General features: G+C 58.6%; 24 protein-coding genes. 10 read left to right on the top strand and 14 right to left on the bottom strand.

Translation table 11 applies throughout. The features are described from left to right. Nucleotides 1–242: 242 nt before the first annotated feature. The 3 genes from AAC126_RS01045 to AAC126_RS01035 are packed head-to-tail and all read right to left on the bottom strand — an operon-like array spanning nucleotide 243 to nucleotide 4,356. Entirely contained in the window at nucleotides 243–2,903 is a 2,661-nt protein-coding gene (locus tag AAC126_RS01045) for a TRAP transporter large permease subunit (RefSeq protein ID WP_339849022.1), read from the bottom strand. A gap of 5 nt (nucleotides 2,904–2,908) precedes the next feature. Next, the gene (locus AAC126_RS01040) at nucleotides 2,909–3,982 is read right to left on the bottom strand and encodes a TRAP transporter small permease subunit (RefSeq protein ID WP_339849019.1); all 1,074 of its coding nucleotides are present in this window, start codon (nucleotides 3,980–3,982) and stop codon (nucleotides 2,909–2,911) included. Continuing rightward, entirely contained in the window at nucleotides 3,979–4,356 is a 378-nt protein-coding gene (locus tag AAC126_RS01035; protein ID WP_339849017.1) for a hypothetical protein, read from the bottom strand. The genes AAC126_RS01040 and AAC126_RS01035 overlap by 4 nt, the downstream gene beginning before the upstream one ends. A gap of 388 nt (nucleotides 4,357–4,744) precedes the next feature. Here AAC126_RS01035 and AAC126_RS01030 point away from each other — a divergent pair, with 388 nt between their 5' ends. After that, entirely contained in the window at nucleotides 4,745–5,164 is a 420-nt protein-coding gene (locus AAC126_RS01030; protein ID WP_339849014.1) for a helix-turn-helix domain-containing protein, read from the top strand. A gap of 78 nt (nucleotides 5,165–5,242) precedes the next feature. Here the strand turns inward: AAC126_RS01030 and AAC126_RS01025 are convergent, their stop codons facing one another. Together AAC126_RS01025 and AAC126_RS01020 are read right to left on the bottom strand one after the other, a co-directional pair. Further along, nucleotides 5,243–6,604, bottom strand: coding sequence for a TRAP transporter large permease subunit (locus AAC126_RS01025; protein ID WP_339849011.1), 1,362 nt, complete (start codon nucleotides 6,602–6,604; stop codon nucleotides 5,243–5,245). After that, nucleotides 6,601–7,104, bottom strand: a complete 504-nt coding sequence (locus AAC126_RS01020) for a TRAP transporter small permease subunit (RefSeq protein ID WP_339849009.1) — start codon at nucleotides 7,102–7,104, stop codon at nucleotides 6,601–6,603. Before AAC126_RS01020 ends, AAC126_RS01025 begins: the two co-directional genes overlap by 4 nt. A gap of 401 nt (nucleotides 7,105–7,505) precedes the next feature. Between AAC126_RS01020 and AAC126_RS01015 the strand changes: the two genes are divergently transcribed. Next, nucleotides 7,506–7,835 (top strand): DUF1330 domain-containing protein, encoded by a 330-nt coding sequence (locus tag AAC126_RS01015; RefSeq protein WP_339849007.1) that lies wholly within the window; start codon nucleotides 7,506–7,508, stop codon nucleotides 7,833–7,835. A 7-nt stretch (nucleotides 7,836–7,842) separates the two neighbouring features. On the opposite strand, the gene AAC126_RS01010 is transcribed toward AAC126_RS01015, so the two are convergent. After that, the gene (locus AAC126_RS01010) at nucleotides 7,843–9,003 is read right to left on the bottom strand and encodes a mandelate racemase/muconate lactonizing enzyme family protein (protein WP_339849005.1); all 1,161 of its coding nucleotides are present in this window, start codon (nucleotides 9,001–9,003) and stop codon (nucleotides 7,843–7,845) included. A gap of 125 nt (nucleotides 9,004–9,128) precedes the next feature. Next, on the bottom strand, nucleotides 9,129–9,422 hold the full coding sequence (locus AAC126_RS01005) for a DUF1330 domain-containing protein (RefSeq protein ID WP_339849004.1): 294 nt from the start codon (nucleotides 9,420–9,422) through the stop codon (nucleotides 9,129–9,131). 124 nt (nucleotides 9,423–9,546) lie between these two features. On the opposite strand from AAC126_RS01005, the gene AAC126_RS01000 reads away from it, so the two are divergent. From AAC126_RS01000 to AAC126_RS00990, 3 genes are all read left to right on the top strand, one after another. Further along, a complete protein-coding gene (locus AAC126_RS01000) occupies nucleotides 9,547–10,155 on the top strand; it encodes a TetR/AcrR family transcriptional regulator (RefSeq protein ID WP_339849001.1) in 609 nt (202 codons plus the stop codon). A 71-nt stretch (nucleotides 10,156–10,226) separates the two neighbouring features. After that, nucleotides 10,227–11,063 carry an RNA polymerase sigma factor gene (locus AAC126_RS00995; protein WP_339848998.1) on the top strand — a complete coding sequence of 279 codons (837 nt, stop codon included), beginning with the start codon at nucleotides 10,227–10,229 and terminating at the stop codon, nucleotides 11,061–11,063. Between the two features lie 124 nt (nucleotides 11,064–11,187). Then, a complete protein-coding gene (locus AAC126_RS00990; protein WP_339848995.1) occupies nucleotides 11,188–11,589 on the top strand; it encodes a hypothetical protein in 402 nt (133 codons plus the stop codon). Nucleotides 11,590–11,682: 93 nt separating this feature from the next. On the opposite strand, the gene AAC126_RS00985 is transcribed toward AAC126_RS00990, so the two are convergent. After that, a complete protein-coding gene (locus AAC126_RS00985) occupies nucleotides 11,683–12,825 on the bottom strand; it encodes an MFS transporter (RefSeq protein WP_339848992.1) in 1,143 nt (380 codons plus the stop codon). 110 nt (nucleotides 12,826–12,935) lie between these two features. Here AAC126_RS00985 and AAC126_RS00980 point away from each other — a divergent pair, with 110 nt between their 5' ends. Beyond that, complete coding sequence (locus tag AAC126_RS00980; protein ID WP_339848990.1) at nucleotides 12,936–13,520, top strand: TetR/AcrR family transcriptional regulator; 585 nt, start codon at nucleotides 12,936–12,938, stop codon at nucleotides 13,518–13,520. 14 nt (nucleotides 13,521–13,534) lie between these two features. On the opposite strand, the gene AAC126_RS00975 is transcribed toward AAC126_RS00980, so the two are convergent. Beyond that, nucleotides 13,535–13,978: an Lrp/AsnC family transcriptional regulator gene (locus AAC126_RS00975; RefSeq protein WP_339848987.1), complete on the bottom strand. Its 444-nt coding sequence runs from the start codon at nucleotides 13,976–13,978 to the stop codon at nucleotides 13,535–13,537. A 163-nt stretch (nucleotides 13,979–14,141) separates the two neighbouring features. On the opposite strand from AAC126_RS00975, the gene rocF reads away from it, so the two are divergent. Then, complete coding sequence (gene rocF / locus AAC126_RS00970) at nucleotides 14,142–15,077, top strand: arginase (RefSeq protein WP_339848984.1); 936 nt, start codon at nucleotides 14,142–14,144, stop codon at nucleotides 15,075–15,077. 39 nt (nucleotides 15,078–15,116) lie between these two features. Beyond that, nucleotides 15,117–16,325: an ornithine--oxo-acid transaminase gene (rocD, locus tag AAC126_RS00965; protein WP_339848981.1), complete on the top strand. Its 1,209-nt coding sequence runs from the start codon at nucleotides 15,117–15,119 to the stop codon at nucleotides 16,323–16,325. A gap of 89 nt (nucleotides 16,326–16,414) precedes the next feature. Here rocD and AAC126_RS00960 read toward each other — a convergent pair whose 3' ends face one another. Further along, the gene (locus AAC126_RS00960; RefSeq protein ID WP_339848978.1) at nucleotides 16,415–16,978 is read right to left on the bottom strand and encodes a TetR/AcrR family transcriptional regulator; all 564 of its coding nucleotides are present in this window, start codon (nucleotides 16,976–16,978) and stop codon (nucleotides 16,415–16,417) included. Between the two features lie 110 nt (nucleotides 16,979–17,088). Between AAC126_RS00960 and AAC126_RS00955 the strand changes: the two genes are divergently transcribed. Further along, nucleotides 17,089–17,742, top strand: a complete 654-nt coding sequence (locus tag AAC126_RS00955; protein ID WP_339848975.1) for a glutathione S-transferase — start codon at nucleotides 17,089–17,091, stop codon at nucleotides 17,740–17,742. 15 nt (nucleotides 17,743–17,757) lie between these two features. On the opposite strand, the gene AAC126_RS00950 is transcribed toward AAC126_RS00955, so the two are convergent. Continuing rightward, nucleotides 17,758–18,738: a glucokinase gene (locus tag AAC126_RS00950; protein WP_339848972.1), complete on the bottom strand. Its 981-nt coding sequence runs from the start codon at nucleotides 18,736–18,738 to the stop codon at nucleotides 17,758–17,760. A 199-nt stretch (nucleotides 18,739–18,937) separates the two neighbouring features. Between AAC126_RS00950 and AAC126_RS00945 the strand changes: the two genes are divergently transcribed. Then, nucleotides 18,938–20,008 carry an SPASM domain-containing protein gene (locus AAC126_RS00945; RefSeq protein ID WP_339848969.1) on the top strand — a complete coding sequence of 357 codons (1,071 nt, stop codon included), beginning with the start codon at nucleotides 18,938–18,940 and terminating at the stop codon, nucleotides 20,006–20,008. A 12-nt stretch (nucleotides 20,009–20,020) separates the two neighbouring features. Here the strand turns inward: AAC126_RS00945 and AAC126_RS00940 are convergent, their stop codons facing one another. From AAC126_RS00940 to AAC126_RS00930, 3 genes are read right to left on the bottom strand one after another with little or no spacing between them, the layout of a single operon-like run. After that, complete coding sequence (locus AAC126_RS00940; protein WP_339848968.1) at nucleotides 20,021–21,061, bottom strand: succinylglutamate desuccinylase/aspartoacylase family protein; 1,041 nt, start codon at nucleotides 21,059–21,061, stop codon at nucleotides 20,021–20,023. Beyond that, nucleotides 21,061–21,966, bottom strand: coding sequence for a 30S ribosomal protein S6--L-glutamate ligase (rimK, locus tag AAC126_RS00935; protein ID WP_339848967.1), 906 nt, complete (start codon nucleotides 21,964–21,966; stop codon nucleotides 21,061–21,063). The genes AAC126_RS00940 and rimK overlap by 1 nt, the downstream gene beginning before the upstream one ends. After that, nucleotides 21,963–22,445, bottom strand: a complete 483-nt coding sequence (locus AAC126_RS00930) for a RimK/LysX family protein (RefSeq protein ID WP_339848966.1) — start codon at nucleotides 22,443–22,445, stop codon at nucleotides 21,963–21,965. The genes rimK and AAC126_RS00930 overlap by 4 nt, the downstream gene beginning before the upstream one ends. Nucleotides 22,446–22,449 lie beyond the last annotated feature (4 nt).

Here is a 22,449-nt window from a genome sequence, read left to right as displayed (position 1 = left end):
ATTGCGGCCAGGCTTGTGACTGCATTGACCGCTCGCATTGTCAGAGCAGTAAGTTTGTCTCGAGTGTTCTTGCATGACCCAGCCTCGTTTTCCCGATAGTGCGGATTATGTAATTGCTACAGCGACTAGAGCTTCAAGAGGAAAATCGCACTTGTTTAACACGCTTCATCCGGTCGTACTCGATCAGGCCAGTCCATCTTTTTAGGATAGGTCGTTCGCAGCGCGATAGCTTGCCTAGACATTCAGAAGTGAAGAGAAATATCCCGCCTGTTTGAAATACAAACGGCAATTTCCTCGGCGATGTTATCAGGCAGACGGGTTTGTCCGCGCAGGCCGATCGTATCGGCGATGGCTCGATCATATTCCTCGATCTGCGGGCGCAGTTGATCGATTGCCCCCTCACGCCAAGTAACTTCCTTTTCAAATAAGACGACAGCTTTTGCCATACCCTCACGCGCCCAATTTGCATCAGGCGACTCATTCTTGAATTCCCGCTTTACCTTATACAATTGACTTCGGATTTGGCTCGTACCTGATATCTCGGCCAATGAGGCTATGGCTTTATTGATGTTATCAACTGTTGACGTCGCCATTCCGGATTGGACGAGGAGACTCAACCCCCGGAACTGGGGAGCGGCATTTTTTAATCGTCCTGTATCCGCCAACAAAATCATGGCCGTTTTTACAGGTTCATATGCGTCATCGACACTACGTCGAAAAATTTTCCGTGCGTTGTTTTCTCGTTCCAAAACCGATGAAAACTCTTCATGCATCGCACTCCATTCGGTCGGGATTTGGGCCATCAGTTCTTCACGGCGGATTTTCAGTCGAGCTCTATCGTCTCGCAGGTCGTTGAGTTCTTCCTCTGTTTCAGCGCGTTGGCTCTGCGTGATCGCGATATTTAGTTTCGAAACGGCATCATCGATCCGGCGAATGTCGCTTTCGACACCGCGCACGCGAGACAGAACGGGGCGGTAGAACACCGCCGCTTCTGCGACCTCAACGTAACCCTGCTTGATATTCTGCATGATCGCGAACGCACGCTCTGCGGCGGTCAGCCCTCTTCGAAAATCGACGCGTAGTTCTTCAGGGAGAGTGGAAAGGTCCGCTCTTCGCATCCGCTCGATGGCGGAGCGGATTTCGGCACCGTCGCTTTCGAACTTTCGTGCGACGAAATTTTCCATACAGACCTGCAGCCGTGGATTTGTCGTAGGTGGAGCGTATTCCGACAGCAACAGATTTCTGTTGGGAAGGTAATTAACCAGCACCGGAAATATGAAAACGAGGCCAACAGCCACGAGTTGGAGGGCGATGAATGGAATGACCCCCTTATAGATCTCCGTTGTTTTGATGCTTGGAGGAGTGACACCACGCAGATAGAATAGCGCGAAGCCGAACGGCGGCGTCAGAAAAGACGTCTGGATCACCAACGCCAACATCACACCGAGCCAGAGCGCGCTGACATTGGCGGCTGGGTCCGCAAGGATAATTGGTGCAATGATTGGCACGACAACGACTGTTATCTCGATGAAATCGAGAAAAAATCCCAGTATGAATATGACCAGCATAACAACGGCGAACTTGTTCCAGAAGCCACCGGGTATGGAGGCTAGGAAATCCTTCACCAAGGCTTCGCCGCCAAATGCGCGGAAAGCCGCGGTGAGCATTACCGCGCCGAGCAAAATTGCGAACACCATCGCCGTGGTCTTCGTAGTTTCCTCAACCACGTATTTCAGTGTCCGGTCCTTCTTCAGCGTACGCCATCCGCTCCAACCAACTGCGTAAACCAGAACGGCCGAGGCGATGCCCGCGAGCGTTACCCCCAAAACGTTCTGAGCAGACTCAATTTTCCGCAGGTTCACATCAAACAGGCTGATAACGATCCAGATAGCGCACGTCGCCAAGGCGGCTAACAAGACTGGCCAATAGGCCCGCCGTTCTCCCTCGCAGAGACGATATCCGGCCATTACCGTTGCACCAGCAGCGCCGATTGCCCCCGCCTGGTTGACTGTTGCCACTCCCGACATGATCGAACCCAGAACCAGTAAGATCAGGGTCAGTGGCGGGAACAAGGCGAGCAATGTCCTGCCCACCAATCTGCGAGCGTCAGCCCCTGGAAGATTCGATGCAGGAGCCATGTCTGGGCGAATCGCGGCGACAACGACCTGATAGAGAATGTACAGGCCGACCAACAACAGCCCCGGGACGAGCGCCCCCATGAACATGTCACTGACACTGGCAGATGCCACGTCGAACTCACTCGGCATCATCAGCTCGCCGCTGGCGACCTTGTAGAGCGACTGGCGCTCTTGGTTCGCTTTGTATACGGCAGTGGTCAACTGGTGATTGAGGATAATCAGCACGATCGACGGCGGGACGATCTGCCCGAGTGTGCCGGTCGCAGCAACGATACCGGTTGCCATCTGCTTCGAGTAGTTTGTCCGGAGCATAGTTGGCAGTGAGATCATCCCCATGGCCACGACTGTGGCGCCGATAACACTGGTCGTTGCGGCGAGAAGCGCGCCGACAAGCACCACCGATATACCCAATCCACCGCGAAACGATCTGAAAAGCTGGGACATCGCCAGCAGCAGGTCCTCTGCGATCTTCGAGCGTTGCAGCATAAGCCCCATGAAGATGAACAACGGGATCGCGATCAAAACGTCACTCTCGTCTGACCTGTAGATTCGGCGCAGGTTGGTGACACCTGCCGACAGCCATTCCCCGGGCGTCCCCCCGTGTACGAAGTATGCGTTGGGATCGTCGGCCAGCAACTGACCCGCGAGGGCCGCCACGGCAATCGACATGATTGCTGCACCGGGTATGGCAAGCGCGACCGGGTATCCCGCACCAAGAGCGAGACAAAGGAGGGCAAGCAACAATACAAGAAGAAAGGGCTCCATGGGATCTACGGCCCCTCCCTGGTCGCGGGATGGACGGTCCCTGCTACCGCATCACAATTACGTCCGCCGGGTTCCCCACGACAGTCGGCTACCGCATCAAAAAAAGTGCCGACAAGCTCGACCAGCATCGTGATAGCGAACACCGCGATAAACACAGTCATCAAATAGAAGACGTACAGGCCGTTGCCGATGCCCTCGATCTCAAAGGTCAGCAGAGCGCTGTTGATGATAGCTGCTTTCCCCGAGGTCCCGACAATCAGGATCAGCCAACAGAACGGCATTCCCAAAAGCACAGCGCCGCATGCATTGACGACGCTTCTGGATCTAAGACCTAAGGCCGTATAAAGAACGTCGATCCGTACGTGCCCCTCCTCACGCAGGGCGTATGCGCAGCCTATCAGAAACAGCGGCGCGTACCAGAAACGGACCAAGTCCGCCATGTAGTCTTGCTCATAGGAAAAGACAAAGCGGGAGATAACCAGCAGCAACTCGGCAACTACGATCAGTAGGGAAAGCCAGGTCACGCCGATCGAACGCGTAATTGAAGCAATGATGATTGCGACCCCGACGAGGGACATATGTACGTAACCCCCACGGAATTCTGCTCTCATGAGCTGCTTGAACAGCTCGTCCCCGGCCATCGCGGCAAGCAGATTCTCGCCCCGCAGGAACGCAAGACTGAAGTCGACCAGGCCGATCAGCAGGACCGACCAGAAGGCAGTGCGAATCAGGAAGGAATTGATGCGGACGATCCGCTCGCGCTCCTCGCGCAGAAGGCGAAACCGGTCCAAGACCAAGTACGACGCGACAAAAAGAACAGCGATGCCGTAGAATCCGGCCTGAATCATCGAGGAGATATCTGCGGTTTCACCCGTTACCCCGGCAGGCCCCGGCCATCCGCGCCAATAGGTCAGATAATTATTGAATAGAAAGGCAACAAGAACGGCGAGGCTGCCCCAGCCGAACAGCCGAGTGAAAATAGCAAGACATATCCTGGAACGCCTCGCATTGTGATCTGGCTCAAAATGAGCTCTGTTCCAAACAGTTTTTGTTTGCGCGTCGTAATTCTCAAGATTCATTCTGATGGAAACCTGGCTGGCATAACCCCGACGATCGTCCAGATCACCTCTATGGAAACTACATCATTGCCCCCCCGAATACCCGCACCGAAGACAACTCCACTCTCTGAGATCGCCCACAGCATGTAATCACCGACAATCGTGTGCATTTGGTTCATGTAGGCGAGCAAAGTCGGTGACGGATTGGGCGATTTTACCGCTTCGCCATCGCCCATACCGCTACTGCCATCACACGAAGCACGGTTCTCATGATAGAGGCGGCGGCCTGACCGTATGATCGTTCCGTAGAAGGCGGCGGGATTTTGCCCGTCTTGATGCTCCAGCGGAACGCCTTGATGCATGAACGTCCAAAAGCGCTTCATTCTCTGTTGCATGTGAGGGCTCATGCTCTTAGGCACCCACATGCCGCGAGGCATCCTGCATGGGTTAAATGTATCCCGAGAGTCAGGCAACCGTGATGCTTGGGCAGAAACTTTAGTTCCGGCGACTGATTGGCCGATCATGAGAAAGGAAGCCGCTAGGAGACGCTCTGCCGTTATTGATCGAATATTCCTTCTATGCAGCACGGTGTTCCTCCGACGCCCCTTGAGACCCGATTTGGTTTAAAGTTGGTTCGGCGCACTATTTTTCCTAAAACTGAGTGGTTTCAAACGTGCCCCTCTCCCGCAGTGACGATGTTGACAAGGTCCAATTTTCCACTTCCATAGAAGCGCTCTGCAAGCCTACACTCTCTAGTCACTATAGCTTCAAGGGGGTTTCACTATGGCCGTTGAGCTTTCAATCGGTCAGCTTTCCGAAACAACGCGGTGCAAGGTTCCAACCATTCGGTACTACGAACAGATTGGGATGATGCCTGCGGTTAGTCGCACTAGTGGCAATCAACGGCGATATGGGCCGGAGCACGTTAAGAGACTCCAGTTTATTCAACATTGCCGCGATTTGGGCTTTCGTCAGAACGCCATAATCGAGCTTTTGGCCCTTACAGCTCAACCAAGTCAAGGATGCGAGGTTGTAACAGAAATAGCCAAATCCCACCTCGAAGAGATCAACCGTCGCATCGCTCGATTCTCAGGACTTAAACTAGAGCTCGAACGAATGATCGACTCCTGTAGCAGCGTAAATATTTCTGAGTGCCGTATTATCGAGGGTCTTGCGGATACTTCAAACGCTGATGCTTCCTAACCCACTTGGCAGCATATCCATTAATCGGTCATCCGAGTCTGCGCTCGATAGAGCAAATCGGTATTTACGGTTCTGGCGTCAAATCCCCAAAACGGCTTTCGGTAGTATGGTTACCAGTGCGGGAAATAACAGCACCGCGGCTATCATTAAAAGCTGGATCGCAACAAGTGGGATGACGCCACGGTAAATCTGCGCCATTCGAATGCTGTCAGGAGCCGCGCCTTTGAGAAAGAAAAGCGCAAAACCAAAGGGTGGGGTCAGAAAGGAAGTCTGAAGAACCAAGGCAACGAGAGCGCCAATCCAGAGCCGGGCCAGTTGTTCTGATCCAACATATGCAGAAAAATCAAGCTGGCTTATTGCCGGGTAAAGAATTGGCAATGAGACTAGAGTGATCTCGATCCAATCGATGAAAAAGCCTAGCACAAATAAAATAATCAACACGACGGCCAGCACACCAAAATCGCCGATCGATAGATCTTCGAACAAGCCAATCGCTATGTCGTCTCCTCCATAAAACCGGAACACCAACGAGAAGATTCCAGCTCCTAGGACCACGAAAAACACCATTCCGGTGATCACCATCGTGCGAACCAAGGCTTGACGTAGTAGGGCAAGATCAAACCCGCGGTATAAAAAGATCATCGCACCGCCACCGATGGCCCCGACAGCCGCCGACTCTGTCGGCGACACCCACCCCGCGACGATAGAGCCAAGCACCAATGCTATGAGTCCGACCGGCAGAACCAGGCTTCGAATAAGATAAATAAGTATTGAGCGTCCATTTTCGGACGGCATGGCTGCCGCACCGGAACGTGGGCGCAGCACATCAATTACAATAAAATAACAAATGAAGGCCCCCGCCAAGCACAGTATAGGCAAGATTGGCGCTAGAAACATACTGCCAATCGTCAACTCCATTGCATCCGACAAAAAGAACAACATAATCGCTGGCGGTGCTATCACCCCAAGCGTCCCGGCGGCCGCGATAACGCCGCTGGCGACTTCAGGACGATAACGCTGGGCCATCATGGTTGGTAAGGCAGCGGCGGCGATAGTAGCGACTGAAGCCCCAATCACGCCGGCAAGTGGCGCCAGCAGCAGGCCAATCAAGATCACCGATACGCACATGCTCCCGGGGGCGCGGCCTAAAATACGCTGTAAACACAGGAGCAGTTCTCGCGCAGCGCCACTGACTTCAAGCGCAACGCCCATAAATAACAGCATCGGTACAGCCGGATAGGTTAGATTCTCACCGATAGACATGTAAATCTTACTCGGAATGAGGAAGAGCGACTGAACCGGATACTCACCAATAACAACACCGAGCAACCCAAAGCCAACTCCAACCCCAGCAAGAATAGCCCCAACGGGAAAGCCCGACATTAGTAGGAGGGCAAGAACTATCAGCATGAGATGGGGGAGGTAATCCACCAAGATCATAGCTCGCTTCCTCGATCAATCGTCGGAAAGGCAAAACGGTAGATACCCGCCAAGAACAGGAGCAGAGCGCAGACTGGCAGCGCAGACTTGACTATCCACCGGGCGGACAGCCCCAAAGCTGCGCGAGACCCTTCTCCCTGAACAAAAGAAAGCCAAGTCATTTCAGCGCCAAACCAGAATAATATAAGACAAAACGGAAGAAGGAGCACCGTCAACAAGATTCGCTCGAGCCTTCTTTTTATACGGGCAGGGAGGCGTTCACGCAGAATATCAACTCGGACATGGCGCTCTTGAATATAGGTGTATCCAATGGCGAACATCACGCAACCGAAGAAGAAATGCCAGGCAAGCTCCTGCAATAAGGTCGAGCTGAAATGAAAAAGCCGCCGTCCGACGATGTCGTAGCCCGACACAAGAATGAGTGCTGGCAAGAAAATCAATGCTGCAGCGGCCCCACCTAGCTCGACGAGCCGTCTACAAGCAGATAACCAACCCTGCATCGCTTTCTGCCCCCTCACCTAAATCTGCCGCAATGAGAAATCTAGTACCTATAGCTACTATAGGTTCAAGCGATCATTTTGGGCCGGGCTGGTTACCTATCGACCGTACAGTGCGATGATCGTATCTGGTTCGAAGACGAACAGTTCAGTTCCGCCGATCAGAATGCCCGCATCAAGGCGGCCTGATCGTCGGGAGCTGAAGAAATGACCGACCGCTTTGGGTCGAAAACGGCCTTCAATCGAGATCATGTGACTTTAGAAAAGAAAGAAGCGGCTTCCGCCCCCTGAGTCCCATCGCGAACACACACGAACGTCGTGGCGATTTTCTTACCTCCCCGGTAATTGGCTTCCCCACCTCCCACCAGCATTGTTCCCGCATCACATCAGCGGGAGAAATGAACATGCCGGCATTCGCCATCGGGCATCTGACCGCCGTCAGCATGGGGCCTGAAATCGTAGAATATCTGGAACGGATTGATACCACCCTGGCGCTCTTTGAGGGCCGTTTCCGGGTCCATGGCGCACAACCGGAATGCGTCGAGGGTCAGTGGGCGGGCGACCTTATCGTCATTGAATTTCCGGATATGGAGAAGGCGCGCGCCTGGTATCGCTCGGATGCCTATGCGGCGATCCTGCCGCTGCGCAGCCGGAACAGCACCGGGAACATTATTCTGATCGAGGGCGTCCCCGGCGATCACAAAGCGGCGGACATTCTCACCCGGGCGGCGTGATCCTGTTTCAGCGCACCGTGAAATGCCGGATGAAATCCGGGTCCGGCTCTATCCCGAGCCCCGGCCCGCCCGGCAACCCGACGCTGCCGCCGCTTTCCTTCACCTGCTCGCCGACCCGGAGCGGCTCGGTCAGCAACTCTTCCCGGAACCGGTTCGGCGTGGTGTCGTATTCCAGCATCGGCTGGACCGGGTGTGCGCCGCCGGGCAGATCCGGCAGGGCCGCCAGCAGGTGCATGTTGGTGGCGACGGCCACGGCAGAGCCCCAGACATGATTCACGATCGGCATGAAATGGGCTTCGGCCAGCGCCCGGACTTTCAGATACTCGGTGATACCGCCCAGCCCGCAGACTTCCGGCTGCAGCACGTCGACGCAGCGGTTATGGATCAGATCGCGGAAGCCCCAGCGGGTGAACTCCCCCTCCCCGCCGGCAATCGGCATGTCGAGGGCGAGGCAGAGATCGCGATAGCCCTGCCGGTCCTCCGGCGCCACCGGCTCCTCGAACCAGGCGACGCCGAGCCGCTCCAGCTCACGGCCGAGCGGGATGGCCTCGCGCGCCGTATAGGCGTGGTTCGCATCCACCATCAGACCGATATCCGGGCCGATCGCATCGCGCACCGTCTCGACCAGGGCGATATCCTCTTTCACGCCGCGCCCGATCTTCATCTTCATGGCTTTGTAGCCGGCGGCGCTGATCGCCGCGCTCTCGGCCGCGAAGCGTTCCTTCAGATCGGGCACCCGCTGCAGCATCATGCCGTAACCATAGACCGGGATGCGTTCCCGGAAGGCCCCGCCGAGCAGCCGGTAGACTGGCACCCCGTGGATCTTTCCGGCCAGATCCCAGAGCGCGATATCGACGCCGGAAAGAGACTGGATCGGCATGCCCTTCTGTCCGTGGTCTCGCAGAAGGTTATAGACCTTGTGCCAGATCACCTCGCGCTCAAGCGGATCCATGCCGAGCACCATCGGCTGGATGACACGCTCGACAATGGCCTTGTTGGCGAACGCGATATCGCCGCCGCCGAAACACTCACCCCAGCCGGTCATCCCCTCATCCGTGGAAACCTCCACCAGATGGGCCGTGCGCTTCAGGTAATATTGCTGGGAATAGCCGAGCTCTTCGTCGAGATCGTACTGGAGCACATGACTCCGGATGCCTGTGATCTTCATGAGCGACAGACCTGCAATGTTGCCAGTCCCGGAAGCCTAGATCATCCGGGACCACATCGGCCACGCGCTTTTCACGGAACGGTCCGGACACGGGGCGAGCACGCCAAGCCGCCCCGTGCAGTTATTCAGGACGGCATGTCATACGTGGTGATCGTCATCTCCGCCGCTTCCTCGCGCAGGGGAATGATCGCCTGATAGGCATCCGAGGCGTACCAGGCTTTCAGGTCCTGCATGCTCGGGAAAGAGGCGATACCGGTGGCCTGATGGGTGACGGCGCCGCCGGTCAGAACCTCTCCGGCTTTCCCGCGCATCACCATTTCACCGCCGAACGGCTTGAAGGTTTCCGCGGCCTTCTGTGAATATTCCTGCATCCTGGCCGGATCCTTGACTGTCACCACAGCCACAAAAAATGCCGTCATCGCAAACTCCCTGATTTTCCAGCAGATCGACAAAACGCACGAGGCGCTTTATGCAGATAGCCGGACAGAACACGGATAATCCGTTTTGTCCATATATGTACAAATCATAGGTGCGTGAGCGGAAATGGCACGGCCCAGCAAGTTTGACAGAGACGAGGCCATCGAGACTGCGATGGAAGCGTTCTGGCGCGCCGGGTACCAGGCCTGCTCCGTCAAGGCGCTCTCCGAACGTCTTGGCATCACCCGGTCAAGTTTCTATAATGCGTTCGGCAGCCGGGAAGCCCTGTTTCGCGAGGCCCTTGCCCGGTATGGCGACCAGGCCCCCGACCAGGCCTTTGCCGATGCGCAGGTCAACCCGGGCGAGGTCCGCCGCCGGATCACCGGAACATTCCGCGCCGCCTGCCGCGCCCGTGCCGCGGATCCCGATGCCAGGGGGTGTTTCGCGATCAAAAGCGTGGCCGAGCTGTGCAGCCGCGACGAAGAGCTCGGTCCGATCGTGACCGATATCGTCAAGGCGAATGTCACCCGGCTGGAACATTTGCTCGCGTCCGGCAAGGAAACCGGGGAACTGCCCGAAAGCCTCGATCCGCACGCCACCGCGCTTGCCCTGAAGACCGTGCTGGTCGGCCTCAATGTCGTCTGCAAGGTTATTCGTGAAGAGGAAGAGCTCTGGCTCTCCGCCCGCACTGCCCTCAAGGCACTCGACCTGCTTGAGGAAGATACCGCAGCGTGACGTAACTATTAGTGTCACACATCCCTGCCGTCTGGTCTCTAATCTTTCAGACCAACGACGGAGCGACGAACATGCCTCTGAAAGTGCCGGATACAAAAGCCCTTAATGATCTGGTCCAACAGGCCCGGATCGGGGACAAAGGCGCGCTACAAGACCTTGTCCGGGCTTCGCAGGATTCAATCTACACCCTGGCGTTGCGCTTTCTCATCAATCCCGACGATGCACGGGACGCGACGCAGGAAATCCTGATCCTCATGATCACCCGGCTCTCAACCTTCGAGGGCCGGAGCGCTTTTCGCACCTGGGTCTACCGGATCACCGTCAATTACCTGCTGCGCTCCCGCAAAATCCAGAGCCGCACACTCACCCTGAGCTTCAAGGCTTTTGAGGAAGACCTGCATGCCGGCCTGGTCGAGGATCCGGCACCGGCAGCAGATGATGTTGCCATGCTCGGCGAACTCCGCATCGCCTGCACAATGGCTATGTTGCTTTGCCTGGATGTGGAACATCGCACCGCCTTCGTACTTGGCGACATTCTCGAACTCGATCACAGGGAAGCGGCGGATGTGCTGGAAATCGCTCCAGCCACTTATCGCAAACGCCTGTCCCGTGCGCGCTCGGAGGTCGTCGCCTTCTCCGGACGGGTCTGCGGCCTCGCCAACCCAGCGGCGCAATGCCGCTGCCCGCGCCGCCTGCCCGAAGCACTCCGCCTCGGACGGCTCGACAATTCGCGCCCGCTGACACAAAGCGCCGATGCAGATGACTACGAGAAAATCCTTGCCCGCACGCGCAGCATGGAACGGGACCTGGCCGCGCTCTCTCTACAAAAAAACCCGGCCCTGTTTTCCTGCCCCGATGACCTCGCCGCCACGGTACGCGCCATCGTCGCCGAACAGCAGCTGCACTGAATATCCGCGCCGTCTGAATCTCATCGCCGCCCGTTCACGCAGGCTTATGCGATTGCCTTTGCGCGCGCTGGGTTTGTGTCGACCTGCGCGCGTTTCCCCCATACGACACGAAAAGGAATTTCCTATGGAAGACAAACAAGCCGTTCTCTCCACCATCCTGACCATGACCACCAATCTCGAGAAAGGTGATCTGGACGGTGTCATGGCATCCTACGAACCCGGCGCCTCAATCCTGTTCGAGCCGGGACAGCAGGTTGCCGACGCAACCGTCGCCCGGCAAATCTTCAGTGAACTCGCTGCCACCAAACCGACCGTTCATTACGGGGAGCATGAAGTCTATGTAACCGGCGATATCGCTGTGCATTTAGCACCATGGGGCATGCGAGGTACCAAACCCGGTTGCGAGGACGTCACCATGGGCGGCCTCACCGTCGCCATTCTGCGCCGCCAACCGGACGGTAAATGGCTGATGGTGCTCGACAACCCGCACGGCTCCCATGCGCTTGAATCTGCCGCCTCGGAATAGAATAGCTGCACGGGCCGCTCCGCAATACCCGTGAGCGGCCCGTGCGAGTATGAATATACAGCGTCGCGACCTTTCTCATGGGCGCGTAAAGGGTCAGCCAGGAAGTTCCGGAAGCCGGATCGGTGCGGCCCGTTGCGCGAGGATCGCGTAGATCGTTGCTCCAATGACCGCGAGGCCGGCAGCCGAGCCGAACGTCACGGCTTTTTCCGGACTGAACAGTTCGAGGAACGAGGACAGGAACTGGCCCAGAAAAACTGCTGATGAGAGATAGGCCAGATTGCGTCCCCGCACCGCACGCGGGCTCCTCTCAACAACTTCGTGATTAGCCAGGGGAATGGAAAAACCGAATGCGCCTCCCATCATAAAGCCCGCAAAAATCAAGGCCGGTAACGAAGGACTGGACAGATAAATTGTGTGAGCCACCGCGTAACACATGAAAGCGACAAGAAAGACCGTACGGGTCCCTGCGAGTAACTGAATCCGGGGCATGAGGGCTGCGGCACAAACTGCAACGAGCGAAACGAACGCCAGATAATATCCTGTCATGGCTTCGGAAGCTCCCATATCGGCGAGCAGACCGGGCAAGGTAATGAAACCGGCGAAAAACAGGATCAGTGACAATGCTGCTGCAAAGTAAATGTCCCCGACCCAGTTCACGCCATCGTCCTGAGCCACAGCGTCATCCTCTACCGCAGGGGCTGGATCAGGAATGGAAACCGCGACGAGAATGCAGAACAACCAGGCCAGCAGATAGAGGCTGAAGGGAAGACGCCAGCTGATTTCCGCCATCAGTCCAGCGGCACTCAGAAACACGACACCACCGAGCTCAATGGCCATCCCTTGCCGGGCGATCATACGCAAGCGCTCGCCACCTTCGAAAAACTCGGAAATTAATACCGTCCCGCCAGCCATCACGAGCGCGGTCGCGCCACCAAGCAGAAAACGATCGAGCAATAACAATGGGACACTGGTGATAATCGCCCCTATCACTCCCAGGAAACCATAGAGTAACAGCCCGAGCATCACAGCACGCCGACCGCCCATACGGTCAATCATGCGCCCCCCCATCGGCCCGAAAACGACCACCCCCAAGGAAGGCAAGGTGATCAGCCAACTCGCATTCTCAGCCATGCCGACATGACCGGCTATCCGCGGGAGAGCGGGCGCGATGGCGCTGCCCACCATGATGGTCAGCGTCGCCACACACAGCAGGGCTGCGGTGCCCCATTGGGTCAAGGAAGGTTTTCCGGTCATAGTGATCTACAATCGTTAGGAGACGACTGACACAATAATAGACTATAGTCCACTAATTTACGAGACTACAGTCTTCTTTGATGAGAGACGATATGACCAATGACAACAAACCGGGCGGCCGCCCTAGGGATGAAACATCGGCACCGGCAATCAAGGCTGCGGCGCGGCGCCTGGTGACGGAAAAAGGCTACGAGAATGTCAGTATCAGTGAAATTGTGCGTGTAGCTGGCGTAGCGCGTCAGACGCTCTATCGTCGCTGGTCAAGCAAGGCAGATCTGGTGCTGGAAGCATTTTTCGAAACTGCCGGCGAGCCGCCCACGCTCTCGGGCAACGCCGGATTAACGGCTCGCTCGGTGCTGGAAAAGTTCCTGGCAGACGTATTTGACAGCCTTGCACGCGAGGGAGATGCCATCAGCAGTCTGATTGCCTGCGCCCAGAGCGATCCTGAATTCTGTGAAACCTTCAAAGAGAAGTTCGTTTTCCCGCGTGAGCAGATGGTTCGCCAGATCTTGAACAAGGCTTGCTCGGAACGCGAATTACCGCCATCGGCCGATATCGACACGGTCACGGCAATGATCCACGGCGCATTCTGGTACCGGCTTCTGACCAATCAACCGCTCGACCGCCCCTTTGCCGCCGCCCTCGTCTCCTCGGTCTTTCCGACACGTCCGACTTAGGTCTCGCCTGTCCGTCACCCCCGGCGAGCAGCCCGGGCGCTGCGCCGTGTTGCCAGCAGCAGGTTGGTCTCCGAACTGGCGATGCCTTCAATCAACCTGATACGGCGCAGCACATCATCGAAATCCGTCAGGGTCTCGGCGCCGATCTCCGCGATCAGATCCCATTTTCCATTCGTGCTGTGCACCGCGCCGACCTCGCCGATGCCGGTGAGCTGGCGCACCACGTTCTCGGTCCCGCGTCCCTCGATCTCGATCAGCATGATGCCGCGCACGGGCATTTCCGACGCGTCCCCGCGCAGCACCACCGTGTAGCCGAGCACATGGCCGTCCCGCTCCAGCCGTTCCAGCCGGCTGCGCACCGTGGCGCGCGACACCCCGACCGTCCCGGCAAGCTCGGAAATTCCTGCCCGGCCGTCCCGGCGCAGCGCGGCGATCAGTTTCTGGTCAACAGCATCCATTTTTCAAATCGTCATATTTAGTTTATCATATTGACCATATCATGGATCAAATTGCGCAAATTGCCATCTATTTTGCGCCAGAGAATTGCCCGCATACTGACATCATGGTCGGCCATCATTGGTCCGCGGGCGCGTGATCCGCACACCATTCATGGAGTTGAGAATGAGCGATCCCCGTTCCTGTGTTCTTGTCGGCGCCCCCGTTCAGATCGGGGCAGGCCAGCCGGGCTGCCTGATGGGGCCTGACGCATTCCGCACCGCCGGGCTCGGCCGGGCGCTGGAAAGCCTTGGCCATTCCGTCGAGGATCTGGGGAATTGCGCCGCCGCGGAACTCGCGCCGCGCAGCCATCCGAACAAGGCGATCAAGAACCTGACGGAAACCGCCGGCTGGGTGGAGACGCTCACCGAAGCCGCCTATCAGGCGAAGCAGGGCGGACGCACACCGATCTTCCTCGGCGGCGATCATGCGCTGGCGGCGGGAACCCTTCCCGGCATCGCCAAGGCCGCCAGGGAAGACGGCCGCGAGCTTTTCGTGCTCTGGCTCGACGCCCATACCGACTATCACGACCTCAACAGCACCGAGAGCGGCAATCTGCATGGCGTCCCGGTTGCCTATTTCACCGGCCGTGACGGCTTCGACGGTTACTTCCCGCCGCTCGAGGTGCCGGTGAAGCCCGAGAACATGACCATGATGGGCATCCGCTCCGTCGATCCGGCGGAGCATCGCGAGTTGTTGAACCAGCCGATCGAAGTGATCGACATGCGCGCCATCGACGAGCATGGCGTCAACACTCTTCTGAAAGATTTCCTGGCGCGGGTCGAAGCGGCGGACGGCATCATTCATGTCAGCCTCGACGTCGATTTCCTCGATCCCGAGATCGCGCCTGCGGTCGGCACCACCGTCCCCGGCGGCGCGACCTTCCGCGAGGCGCATCTGATCATGGAAAAGCTGAACGATTGCGGGCGCGTCAGCTCCCTCGATCTGGTCGAGCTGAACCCGTTTCTCGACGAGCGCGGCAAGACCGCGCGCCTGATGGTCGACCTGACCGCGAGCCTGTTCGGCCGCAAGGTCATGGACCGGCCGACACGTTCTTTCTGAGCCCTGGCCTTTCTGATACCCCGAACCACGGAGACACTCATGGCAAACGCCGCAGACTTCATCGCCACCGAACAGCGCCTCGGCGCACACAATTACAAACCGCTGGACGTGGTACTGTCCCGGGGCGAAGGCGTGCATGTCTGGGACGTGGACGGGAAACAGTATCTCGACTGCCTGTCCGCCTATTCGGCGGTCAATCAGGGCCATTGCCATCCGAAGATCTTTGAAGCGATGGTGACGCAGGCCAAACGCATCACCCTGACCTCCCGCGCCTTCCACAATGATCAGCTCGCCGGTTTCTACGAAGACATCGCCCGGCTGACAGGCTCCCACAAGGTGCTGCCGATGAACTCGGGCGCCGAGGCCGTTGAGTCCGCCATCAAGGCGGTCCGCAAATGGGGTTATGAGCAGAAGGGCGTGGAAGAGAACCAGGCCGAGATCATCGTCTTCTCCAACAACTTCCACGGCCGCACCATCGGCGTTGTCGGCTTCTCCACCGATCCTGTCGCGCGTGGCGGCTTCGGCCCGTTCGCGCCGGGCTTCCGGGTGGCCAAGTTCGGTGACATCACAGCTTTCGAACAGGCCATCACACCGAACACCGTCGCCGTGCTGATCGAACCGATCCAGGGCGAGGCCGGCGTGATCATTCCGCCCGCAGGCTATCTGAAGCGGATGCGGGCGCTCTGCACCGAGCACAACATCACGCTGATCCTGGACGAGATCCAGTCAGGCCTCGGCCGCACCGGCAAGATGCTCGCGGAAGAGCATGAGGAGATCGAGGCGGACGTGACACTGGTCGGCAAGGCGCTGTCCGGCGGCTTCTACCCGGTCTCCGCCGTGCTTTCGAACACCGAGGTTCTCGGCGTCCTGCAACCGGGCCAGCATGGCTCCACCTTCGGCGGCAACCCGCTGGCCTGCGCCATCGCCCGGGCTGCGCTAGACGTGCTGGTGAGCGAGGGAATGATCGAGAATTCCGCCGAACAGGGCGCCTATTTCAAGGCCGGGCTGGAAGACATCCGCTCCAACGCGGTGAAGGAAATCCGCGGCCGCGGCCTGATGCTGGCGGTCGAGCTGCAGCCGGAAGCGGGCGGCGCCAAGAAGTACTGCGAGGCCCTGAAAGAGCGCGGCATTCTGGCGAAAGACACACACGAACATTCCATCCGCATCGCCCCGCCACTGGTGATTACACGGGATCAGGTCGACTGGGCGCTGGAGCGGTTCCAGGATGTGCTGACCAATCTGCACTGAATAATAATCCAGTCAGACGCCAGCATCCGGAGCCTGAAGAGATCCGGCTCCGGATGCAAAAGCAGTCACGGGCGCTGAAGGCTCGTTACCTAGGCCGGGAGAAGTCCCGCCGCGCGATAGCTGTCGATCATCCCGTCAAAAAGCGAGATATCCGAACGGCTCCGTGCCATCAGCTGCGCGCCTGCAATGGCAGCGAAGATGGCGCCTGCACGCTGGTCGCATTCCTCAGAAGTGCCTATGCCGGCTGATGACAAGGCCTTGCTAAGCCATCCCACATGGACATCTGCAAAATGCCGCACCTCTTTTTTCACGAGGTCGGGCAGGTCGTCATATTCCGCGGCCATGAAGCTGCACAGGCACATGCGATTGCCATTTTCCAGCGCCCGGCGGAACGTCACAGGATATTTACGAAGACAGTGCAAAGGATCCGGAAGCTCGGCTGACATCGCCTCCAGATAAGCTGCCGAGTCCTCCCAATAGCGCCGGGCCACTGCTACCGCGAGATCCGCTTTGCTTGGAAAATGATAATAGATGCTCGCGGATTTGATACCGACTTCAGCCGCCAGTTCACGAAAGTTCAATCCGCCGTAACCATGTGCCTGCGCAGTCTTTTTGGCTGCTGCCAGGATAGCTTCCTTAGCGTTCTCGCCCATATCCCGCCTCATCAAGGTATTCTGCATTCTACCAAGTGATAGATAGCCATTGACCGAATGGATTAATAGCCTATGAATTATCTACCAACTGACAGGTAGAGAGCTTAATCATGAAAATTTACGACTGGCACACCGGCCCCTATCCGGCGCGCGTGCGGATCGCTCTGGCCGAGAAAAACCTGCAGCCGCTTGTCACCTTCATATCGGTCAACCTTTGGAAAGGTGAGCACAAGACGCCGGAGTTTCTGGCCAAGAACTATTCCGGCACCTTACCGGTGCTTGAACTCGAGGACGGGAGCTTCATTGCGGAATGCACCGCCATCACGGAATATCTCGACGCGCTTGATGGCCTTCCGACGCTCACAGGCCGGACGCCGCGTGAAAAAGGCATGATCCACATGATGAGCAAGCGTGCGGAGCTGGAACTGCTCGATGCCATAAGTGTTTATTTCCATCATGGTACGCCCGGGCTTGGGCCCGATGTCGAGATTTATCAGAACCCGGAATGGGGTTTCCGCCAGCGCGACAAAGCCATAAGAGGCATGCACTATTTCAACGACGTCCTGGAAAAACAGCCCTTTGTCGCTGGCGATGTCTTCTCGATGGCCGATATCACGACAATAGGCGGTCTGATCTTTGCCGAGCGCGTGGACGTGCCGGTGCCACAGGAATGCGGCGCTCTCCGGGCCTGGTACGCAAGAATGCAGGAGCGTCCGAGCGTAAGGAACCGGGTGACAATGTCAAAATTGACCGAAGAGGCATGACCTGCCAGCCGTCATTCACTGAGTGAGAGACACACCACGCGCCAGCATCCGGAGCCCGAACAGACCCGGCTCCGGATGCCGGATGCGATAGACCGGGATCGCGGCGAGATAATCCGCCATGCGGGCATTCGCGATGAAACGGTCCCGGAACAGGTCCTGCCGGAAAGCGTCGCCTGCATGCCCCAGCACACCGCCGGTCAGATAGACGCCACCGCGTGCCCCCACGGTCAGGGCCGCATTCGCGGCAACCGCCCCCAGGAACACGGAGAACCGGTCCAGTACCTCGCGGGCGACCGGGCACGCGTCATCGGTCAGCCGGGCCATGACATCGGCACCGGCCTCGGCCCGCTCCGCCACCCCGTCACGCTCCGCCCCCCTGTCCCGCTCCGCTATGGCATTGAACAAAGCCGCCAGCCCCGAGCCGGACAGGACCTCTTCGGCTGAAACCGGCACGGTGCCGTGTTTCAGCCGGCGCATCAGATCCGCTTCTTCCGCATCGCAAACCGGCAGGCTGACATGCCCGCCTTCCCCATCCAGCACAGTCCAGCGATCTTCCGAGGGCACCGCGATCCCGACACCAAGTCCCGTCCCCGGCCCGAGCACCAGCTTGGGCCCATCCGGCATCGCAGTGCCGTCCTTGACCAGTTCAAGATCAGGGCCGTCCAGATATGGCAGGCCGGACGCAACCGCCGAGAAATCGTTCAGCAGATCAAACCGGCTCCAGCCGTAACGTCCCGCGACAGCTTGCCGGGAAAAGCTCCAGGGGCAGTTGGTCAGGGTAAAGAGGTCACCGGAAACAGGCCCCGCCACGGCAAGAATGGCCCCGGCCGGGCGGTGCGTGGGCGGAAGCCCGTTCAGATAAGCGTCAAGCGCAGCTTCCAGGCCGTCATGCTCTGCCGTCAGAAAACGGGCCTCGGCCTCAAGCGCGGTGCCATCGGTCAGTGCCAGCCGCAAGTTCGTGCCGCCGAGATCGCCAATCAGTGTCCTTGCCGTCATCCGCACCTCTCAGAACCACACTCATGGGGTACCGGAAGAGGCGCCCCCGTGCAACCGGACGGGCATGCGGCTCGACCTGCCTGCGCCATCGAAGGTAGGCTCTTATCCGGCTGGATCGCGTACTGCTGACGGAGGCGTGATTTCACAGGCCGTGCCGGAACAGGCATATGCATCACCAGATGCAAGCGGGAAAAATCTAATGGAAAGTATCTATTACGTCCTCTCATGGGCTTGTCACCGGCGGTGCAAGCATTGCTACGAGGACAAGTTCCGGCCCTATGTCCGCGACGAGCTGAAAGCGGTCGTCAGTGCGGCAGAAGAGAATTTCCCCCGCATCATCGCGAACCTGCCCGAACGGCTCACCTATCTCGATCTGCAACAACCGGACGACAACGCCCCCGGCGGTTATGTCGAGCGGAACAGCCGGATCATCGTCTCCGGCGGGGAAGTGCTGATCGATCCCGTGCGGGAGAATATTCTTTATCCCGCGCTGGAAATGATCCGGGACAAGTACAAGGCGCAGGGCGGCGTCCGTCTCGTCGTACAGACCACGGGTGACCTGCTCACCGAAAAGATCATCGGCGAGCTGCTGGAACGCGGCATCTACATGATCTCGGTCGCCGGGATGGATGATTTCCATGTCGGTATGGAGGGCGAGAAGCGGGTTCCGCTGCAGGAACGGCTGACCCAGTGGTTCAAGGCCGCCGGCATGCGCGATTTCGTGCATGAACCGTCCGAACGGGCCTGGGACGATGACGGACCGGCCTTTTCCTTCTTTGGTGCCACGGAGGATGCCTGGATCGGCAAGATCTGGCCGCGCGGCCGGGCCTGGAAGAACGGCCTCTCCAAGGCGACCATCAACGACAATTTCTGCAATGTCTGGTCCGGCGGCCTGAATTTCCTGAACCGGCGCTATTCCGGCTCGGAAGTGTCCATCGATCCGAACGGTGACGTTTTCCCCTGCTGCCTGAAAACCAAGGCGCCGCTCGGCAACCTGACGGAAGAGCCGCTGGAAGACATCATCGACAGCCTGGTCGGCCACCCCGCCTTCGAGGCGATCTCGATGGGGCACCCGGAACGCATGGGGATCGCCCATGGCTGGGACGTCGAAACCTTCCTGAAGAAGTCGGAGACCATCACCGTGAAAGGTGAGCCCTACCGCAATCTCTGCATCGGCTGCGACCGGTTCCATACCGAAGTGCTGGCAGGCGTTCTGGAAGAAGCCCGGCGGCAGCGCCTCAGCGGCCGCTCAAGGGATGCGGCGGAGTAAGAACCACCCCGGTCAGATAATCTCGTCCTCGTCGAACATCGGATCCGCCTCAAGCTGGTTGGCAAGCTGATCGATGGTCGTTTCCGCCTTTCGCCGACTGGTCTCGGCGATGTGGAACAGGGCATCGCCCTCATTCAGCACCGGCAAGTTGGTCCGGCCGATAATGATTCCGGTGGTCTCCGCCAGAACCTGGATTTCCACTTCCCCAAAAGGATCGGCAATCACCCCCAGCAGATCACCTTCGACAACATACTCGCTTGTCCCCTTGAAGGCCCGGAGAAGCCCCCCGGCCGGAGCACGAGTCCAGGAGCTGCTAGAGGCTTCCACCGCCCGCGCCCGGGGTTTCGACACACCACGCCCCCGGATCATCGACATTTCCTGCATGACCCTGAGAATTCCGGCGACACCCGCCCGCGCCGACTGCTCGTCGAACCGCAGCCCTTCGCCCGCTTCATAAAGCAGCATGTCGATGCCCCGCGCTTTTGCCGCTGCTCGAAGAGAACCGTCCCGCAGCTTCGCCCGGATGATCACCGGCGCGCCGAAGGCATGGGCATAAGACAATGTATCCGCCTGCGTTGGCGAGATCCGGATCTGCGGCATGTTGGTGCGGTGAATGGCGGCGGAATGAAGGTCGATCCCGAGATCGGACCGCTCCACCACTTCCGTCATGAAGAGATGCGCCAAGCGCCCCGCAAGCGAGCCTTTCTCGCCACCGGGGAAGCTGCGGTTCAGATCGCGCCGGTCCGGCATATAGCGGGAATGGTTGAGGAACCCGAACGTGTTGACGATCGGAACAACGAGCAACGTTCCGCTGACGCTGTTTACCTGTGAAGAGCGCAGCAGCCGGCGGGCGATCTCGACCCCGATCACCTCGTCGCCATGCACGGCGGCACTGACGAACAGGGTTGGCCCCGGCCGTCGCCCGTGGATGACATGGACCGACAGATGCACCGGCGTGTTGTCCGACAGCACACTGACCGGGATATCGACTGTCTGGCGCGTGCCCGGGGCAACCGAAACCCCGCCAATGACGAAATCCGGCCGTTTGGCCATCAGCCTTTGCCCTTTGTCTTGGTCTTGCCTGCCTTCGCGCGGGCTTCAATATGTTCGATGATCTTGCCGGCAACGTCGATGCCTGTTGCCTTCTCCACCCCTTCGAGCCCGGGGGAGGAATTCACCTCCATCACCACCGGCCCGTGATTGGAGCGCAGCATGTCGACGCCGCAGACATTCAAGCCAAGGGTCTTGGCCGAGCGGATCGCGGTTGCCCGCTCTTCCGGGCTGATCCGGATCGCCTTGGCGCTGCCGCCCCGGTGCAAATTGGACCGGAATTCATCGTCGGCCCCGGTGCGCTGCATGGCCGCGATCACCTTGCCGCCGACGACCAGGGCACGGATATCGGTGCCGCCCGCTTCCTTGATGAATTCCTGCACCAGAATATTAACCCCGGCGCCCCGGAAGGCTTCGATCACCGATTTGGCGGAACGGTCCGAATCCGCCAGCACGACGCCGATGCCCTGGGTGCCTTCCAGCAGCTTGACCACCAGCGGCGCACCACCGGCGAGGCTCAGCACCTCTTCGGTCTGCTTCGGATCATGGGCGAAGGTGGTGACCGGCAAGCCGATACCGTCCCGCGCCAGAAGCTGCATCGAGCGCAGCTTGTCGCGGGAGCGGCCGATGGCCACCGATTCATTGAGCGGATAGACCCCCATCATCTCGAACTGACGGAGGACGGCAAGGCCATAGAAGGTCACGGAAGCGCCGATACGCGGGATCACCACGTCGTATTTCGGCAGCTTCTCGCCGTTGTAGTAAACCTCGGGACGGCGGGAAGCGATGTTCATGTAGCAGCGCAGGGTATTGACGATATCCAGCTCATGCCCGCGCGCTTCCGCCGCCTCCTTGAGACGCAGATGGGAGTAAAGGTTCGGATTACGCGCCATCATGACGATTTTCATCGTTCTGCATCCCCGTCGATTGGTTTCAGAAGGTCCGGATCGCCCAGTAAAAACGAGCGGCGCGGGTTTACCAGCATCCCGCGGTCCCGGATGGCCGTTCGTCCGAGTATCAGATCGAACTCCATCTTCTCCCTGTTCGCCAGTGAAACATCTATGTGCCAGTGATGGCTACCGAGAACCAGCGCGGTTCGAACAATCAGCCGGCGTTCGGGAACCCCGCCGGTATTCTTGATATCCCGCTCATCGACAACCGGCGCCTCGATCCTGACGCCTCTGCGGCGGCTGGGAATCGGGATGATGAACCGGACCCAGATCTGGTGATCCTTCTCGAAGAGTCTTTGATCGACGGCATGCAGGGCCGACGTTCGCGCGCCGGTATCGATCTTCGCTGCCAGCGTTTCGATGCCGTAGTCCGGCAGGCTAACCATCTCCCGCCAGCCAATGATCTCCGGTGGAGAAAGCGACTTTTTCTTCTTCAATTGC

This window comes from uncultured Nisaea sp., assembly GCF_963974195.1.
GTDB lineage: Bacteria > Pseudomonadota > Alphaproteobacteria > Thalassobaculales > Thalassobaculaceae > Nisaea.
The sequence above is the reverse complement of the archived record's forward strand: the minus strand, read 5'-3'. Positions and strand labels throughout refer to the sequence as shown.

Excerpts from the sequence above, each read along its gene's own strand:
- AAC126_RS01045 (WP_339849022.1), bottom strand. The coding sequence starts at position 2,903 with ATGGAGCCCTTTCTTCTTGTATTGTTGCTTGCCCTCCTTTGTCTCGCT.
- AAC126_RS01040 (WP_339849019.1), bottom strand. The coding sequence starts at position 3,982 with ATGAATCTTGAGAATTACGACGCGCAAACAAAAACTGTTTGGAACAGA.
- AAC126_RS01035 (WP_339849017.1), bottom strand. The coding sequence starts at position 4,356 with ATGCAACAGAGAATGAAGCGCTTTTGGACGTTCATGCATCAAGGCGTT.
- AAC126_RS01030 (WP_339849014.1), top strand. The coding sequence starts at position 4,745 with ATGGCCGTTGAGCTTTCAATCGGTCAGCTTTCCGAAACAACGCGGTGC.
- AAC126_RS01025 (WP_339849011.1), bottom strand. The coding sequence starts at position 6,604 with ATGATCTTGGTGGATTACCTCCCCCATCTCATGCTGATAGTTCTTGCC.
- AAC126_RS01020 (WP_339849009.1), bottom strand. The coding sequence starts at position 7,104 with ATGCAGGGTTGGTTATCTGCTTGTAGACGGCTCGTCGAGCTAGGTGGG.
- AAC126_RS01015 (WP_339849007.1), top strand. The coding sequence starts at position 7,506 with ATGCCGGCATTCGCCATCGGGCATCTGACCGCCGTCAGCATGGGGCCT.
- AAC126_RS01010 (WP_339849005.1), bottom strand. The coding sequence starts at position 9,003 with ATGAAGATCACAGGCATCCGGAGTCATGTGCTCCAGTACGATCTCGAC.
- AAC126_RS01005 (WP_339849004.1), bottom strand. The coding sequence starts at position 9,422 with ATGACGGCATTTTTTGTGGCTGTGGTGACAGTCAAGGATCCGGCCAGG.
- AAC126_RS01000 (WP_339849001.1), top strand. The coding sequence starts at position 9,547 with ATGGCACGGCCCAGCAAGTTTGACAGAGACGAGGCCATCGAGACTGCG.
- AAC126_RS00995 (WP_339848998.1), top strand. The coding sequence starts at position 10,227 with ATGCCTCTGAAAGTGCCGGATACAAAAGCCCTTAATGATCTGGTCCAA.
- AAC126_RS00990 (WP_339848995.1), top strand. The coding sequence starts at position 11,188 with ATGGAAGACAAACAAGCCGTTCTCTCCACCATCCTGACCATGACCACC.
- AAC126_RS00980 (WP_339848990.1), top strand. The coding sequence starts at position 12,936 with ATGACCAATGACAACAAACCGGGCGGCCGCCCTAGGGATGAAACATCG.
- AAC126_RS00975 (WP_339848987.1), bottom strand. The coding sequence starts at position 13,978 with ATGGATGCTGTTGACCAGAAACTGATCGCCGCGCTGCGCCGGGACGGC.
- rocF (WP_339848984.1), top strand. The coding sequence starts at position 14,142 with ATGAGCGATCCCCGTTCCTGTGTTCTTGTCGGCGCCCCCGTTCAGATC.
- rocD (WP_339848981.1), top strand. The coding sequence starts at position 15,117 with ATGGCAAACGCCGCAGACTTCATCGCCACCGAACAGCGCCTCGGCGCA.
- AAC126_RS00960 (WP_339848978.1), bottom strand. The coding sequence starts at position 16,978 with ATGGGCGAGAACGCTAAGGAAGCTATCCTGGCAGCAGCCAAAAAGACT.
- AAC126_RS00955 (WP_339848975.1), top strand. The coding sequence starts at position 17,089 with ATGAAAATTTACGACTGGCACACCGGCCCCTATCCGGCGCGCGTGCGG.
- AAC126_RS00950 (WP_339848972.1), bottom strand. The coding sequence starts at position 18,738 with ATGACGGCAAGGACACTGATTGGCGATCTCGGCGGCACGAACTTGCGG.
- AAC126_RS00945 (WP_339848969.1), top strand. The coding sequence starts at position 18,938 with ATGGAAAGTATCTATTACGTCCTCTCATGGGCTTGTCACCGGCGGTGC.
- AAC126_RS00940 (WP_339848968.1), bottom strand. The coding sequence starts at position 21,061 with ATGGCCAAACGGCCGGATTTCGTCATTGGCGGGGTTTCGGTTGCCCCG.
- rimK (WP_339848967.1), bottom strand. The coding sequence starts at position 21,966 with ATGAAAATCGTCATGATGGCGCGTAATCCGAACCTTTACTCCCATCTG.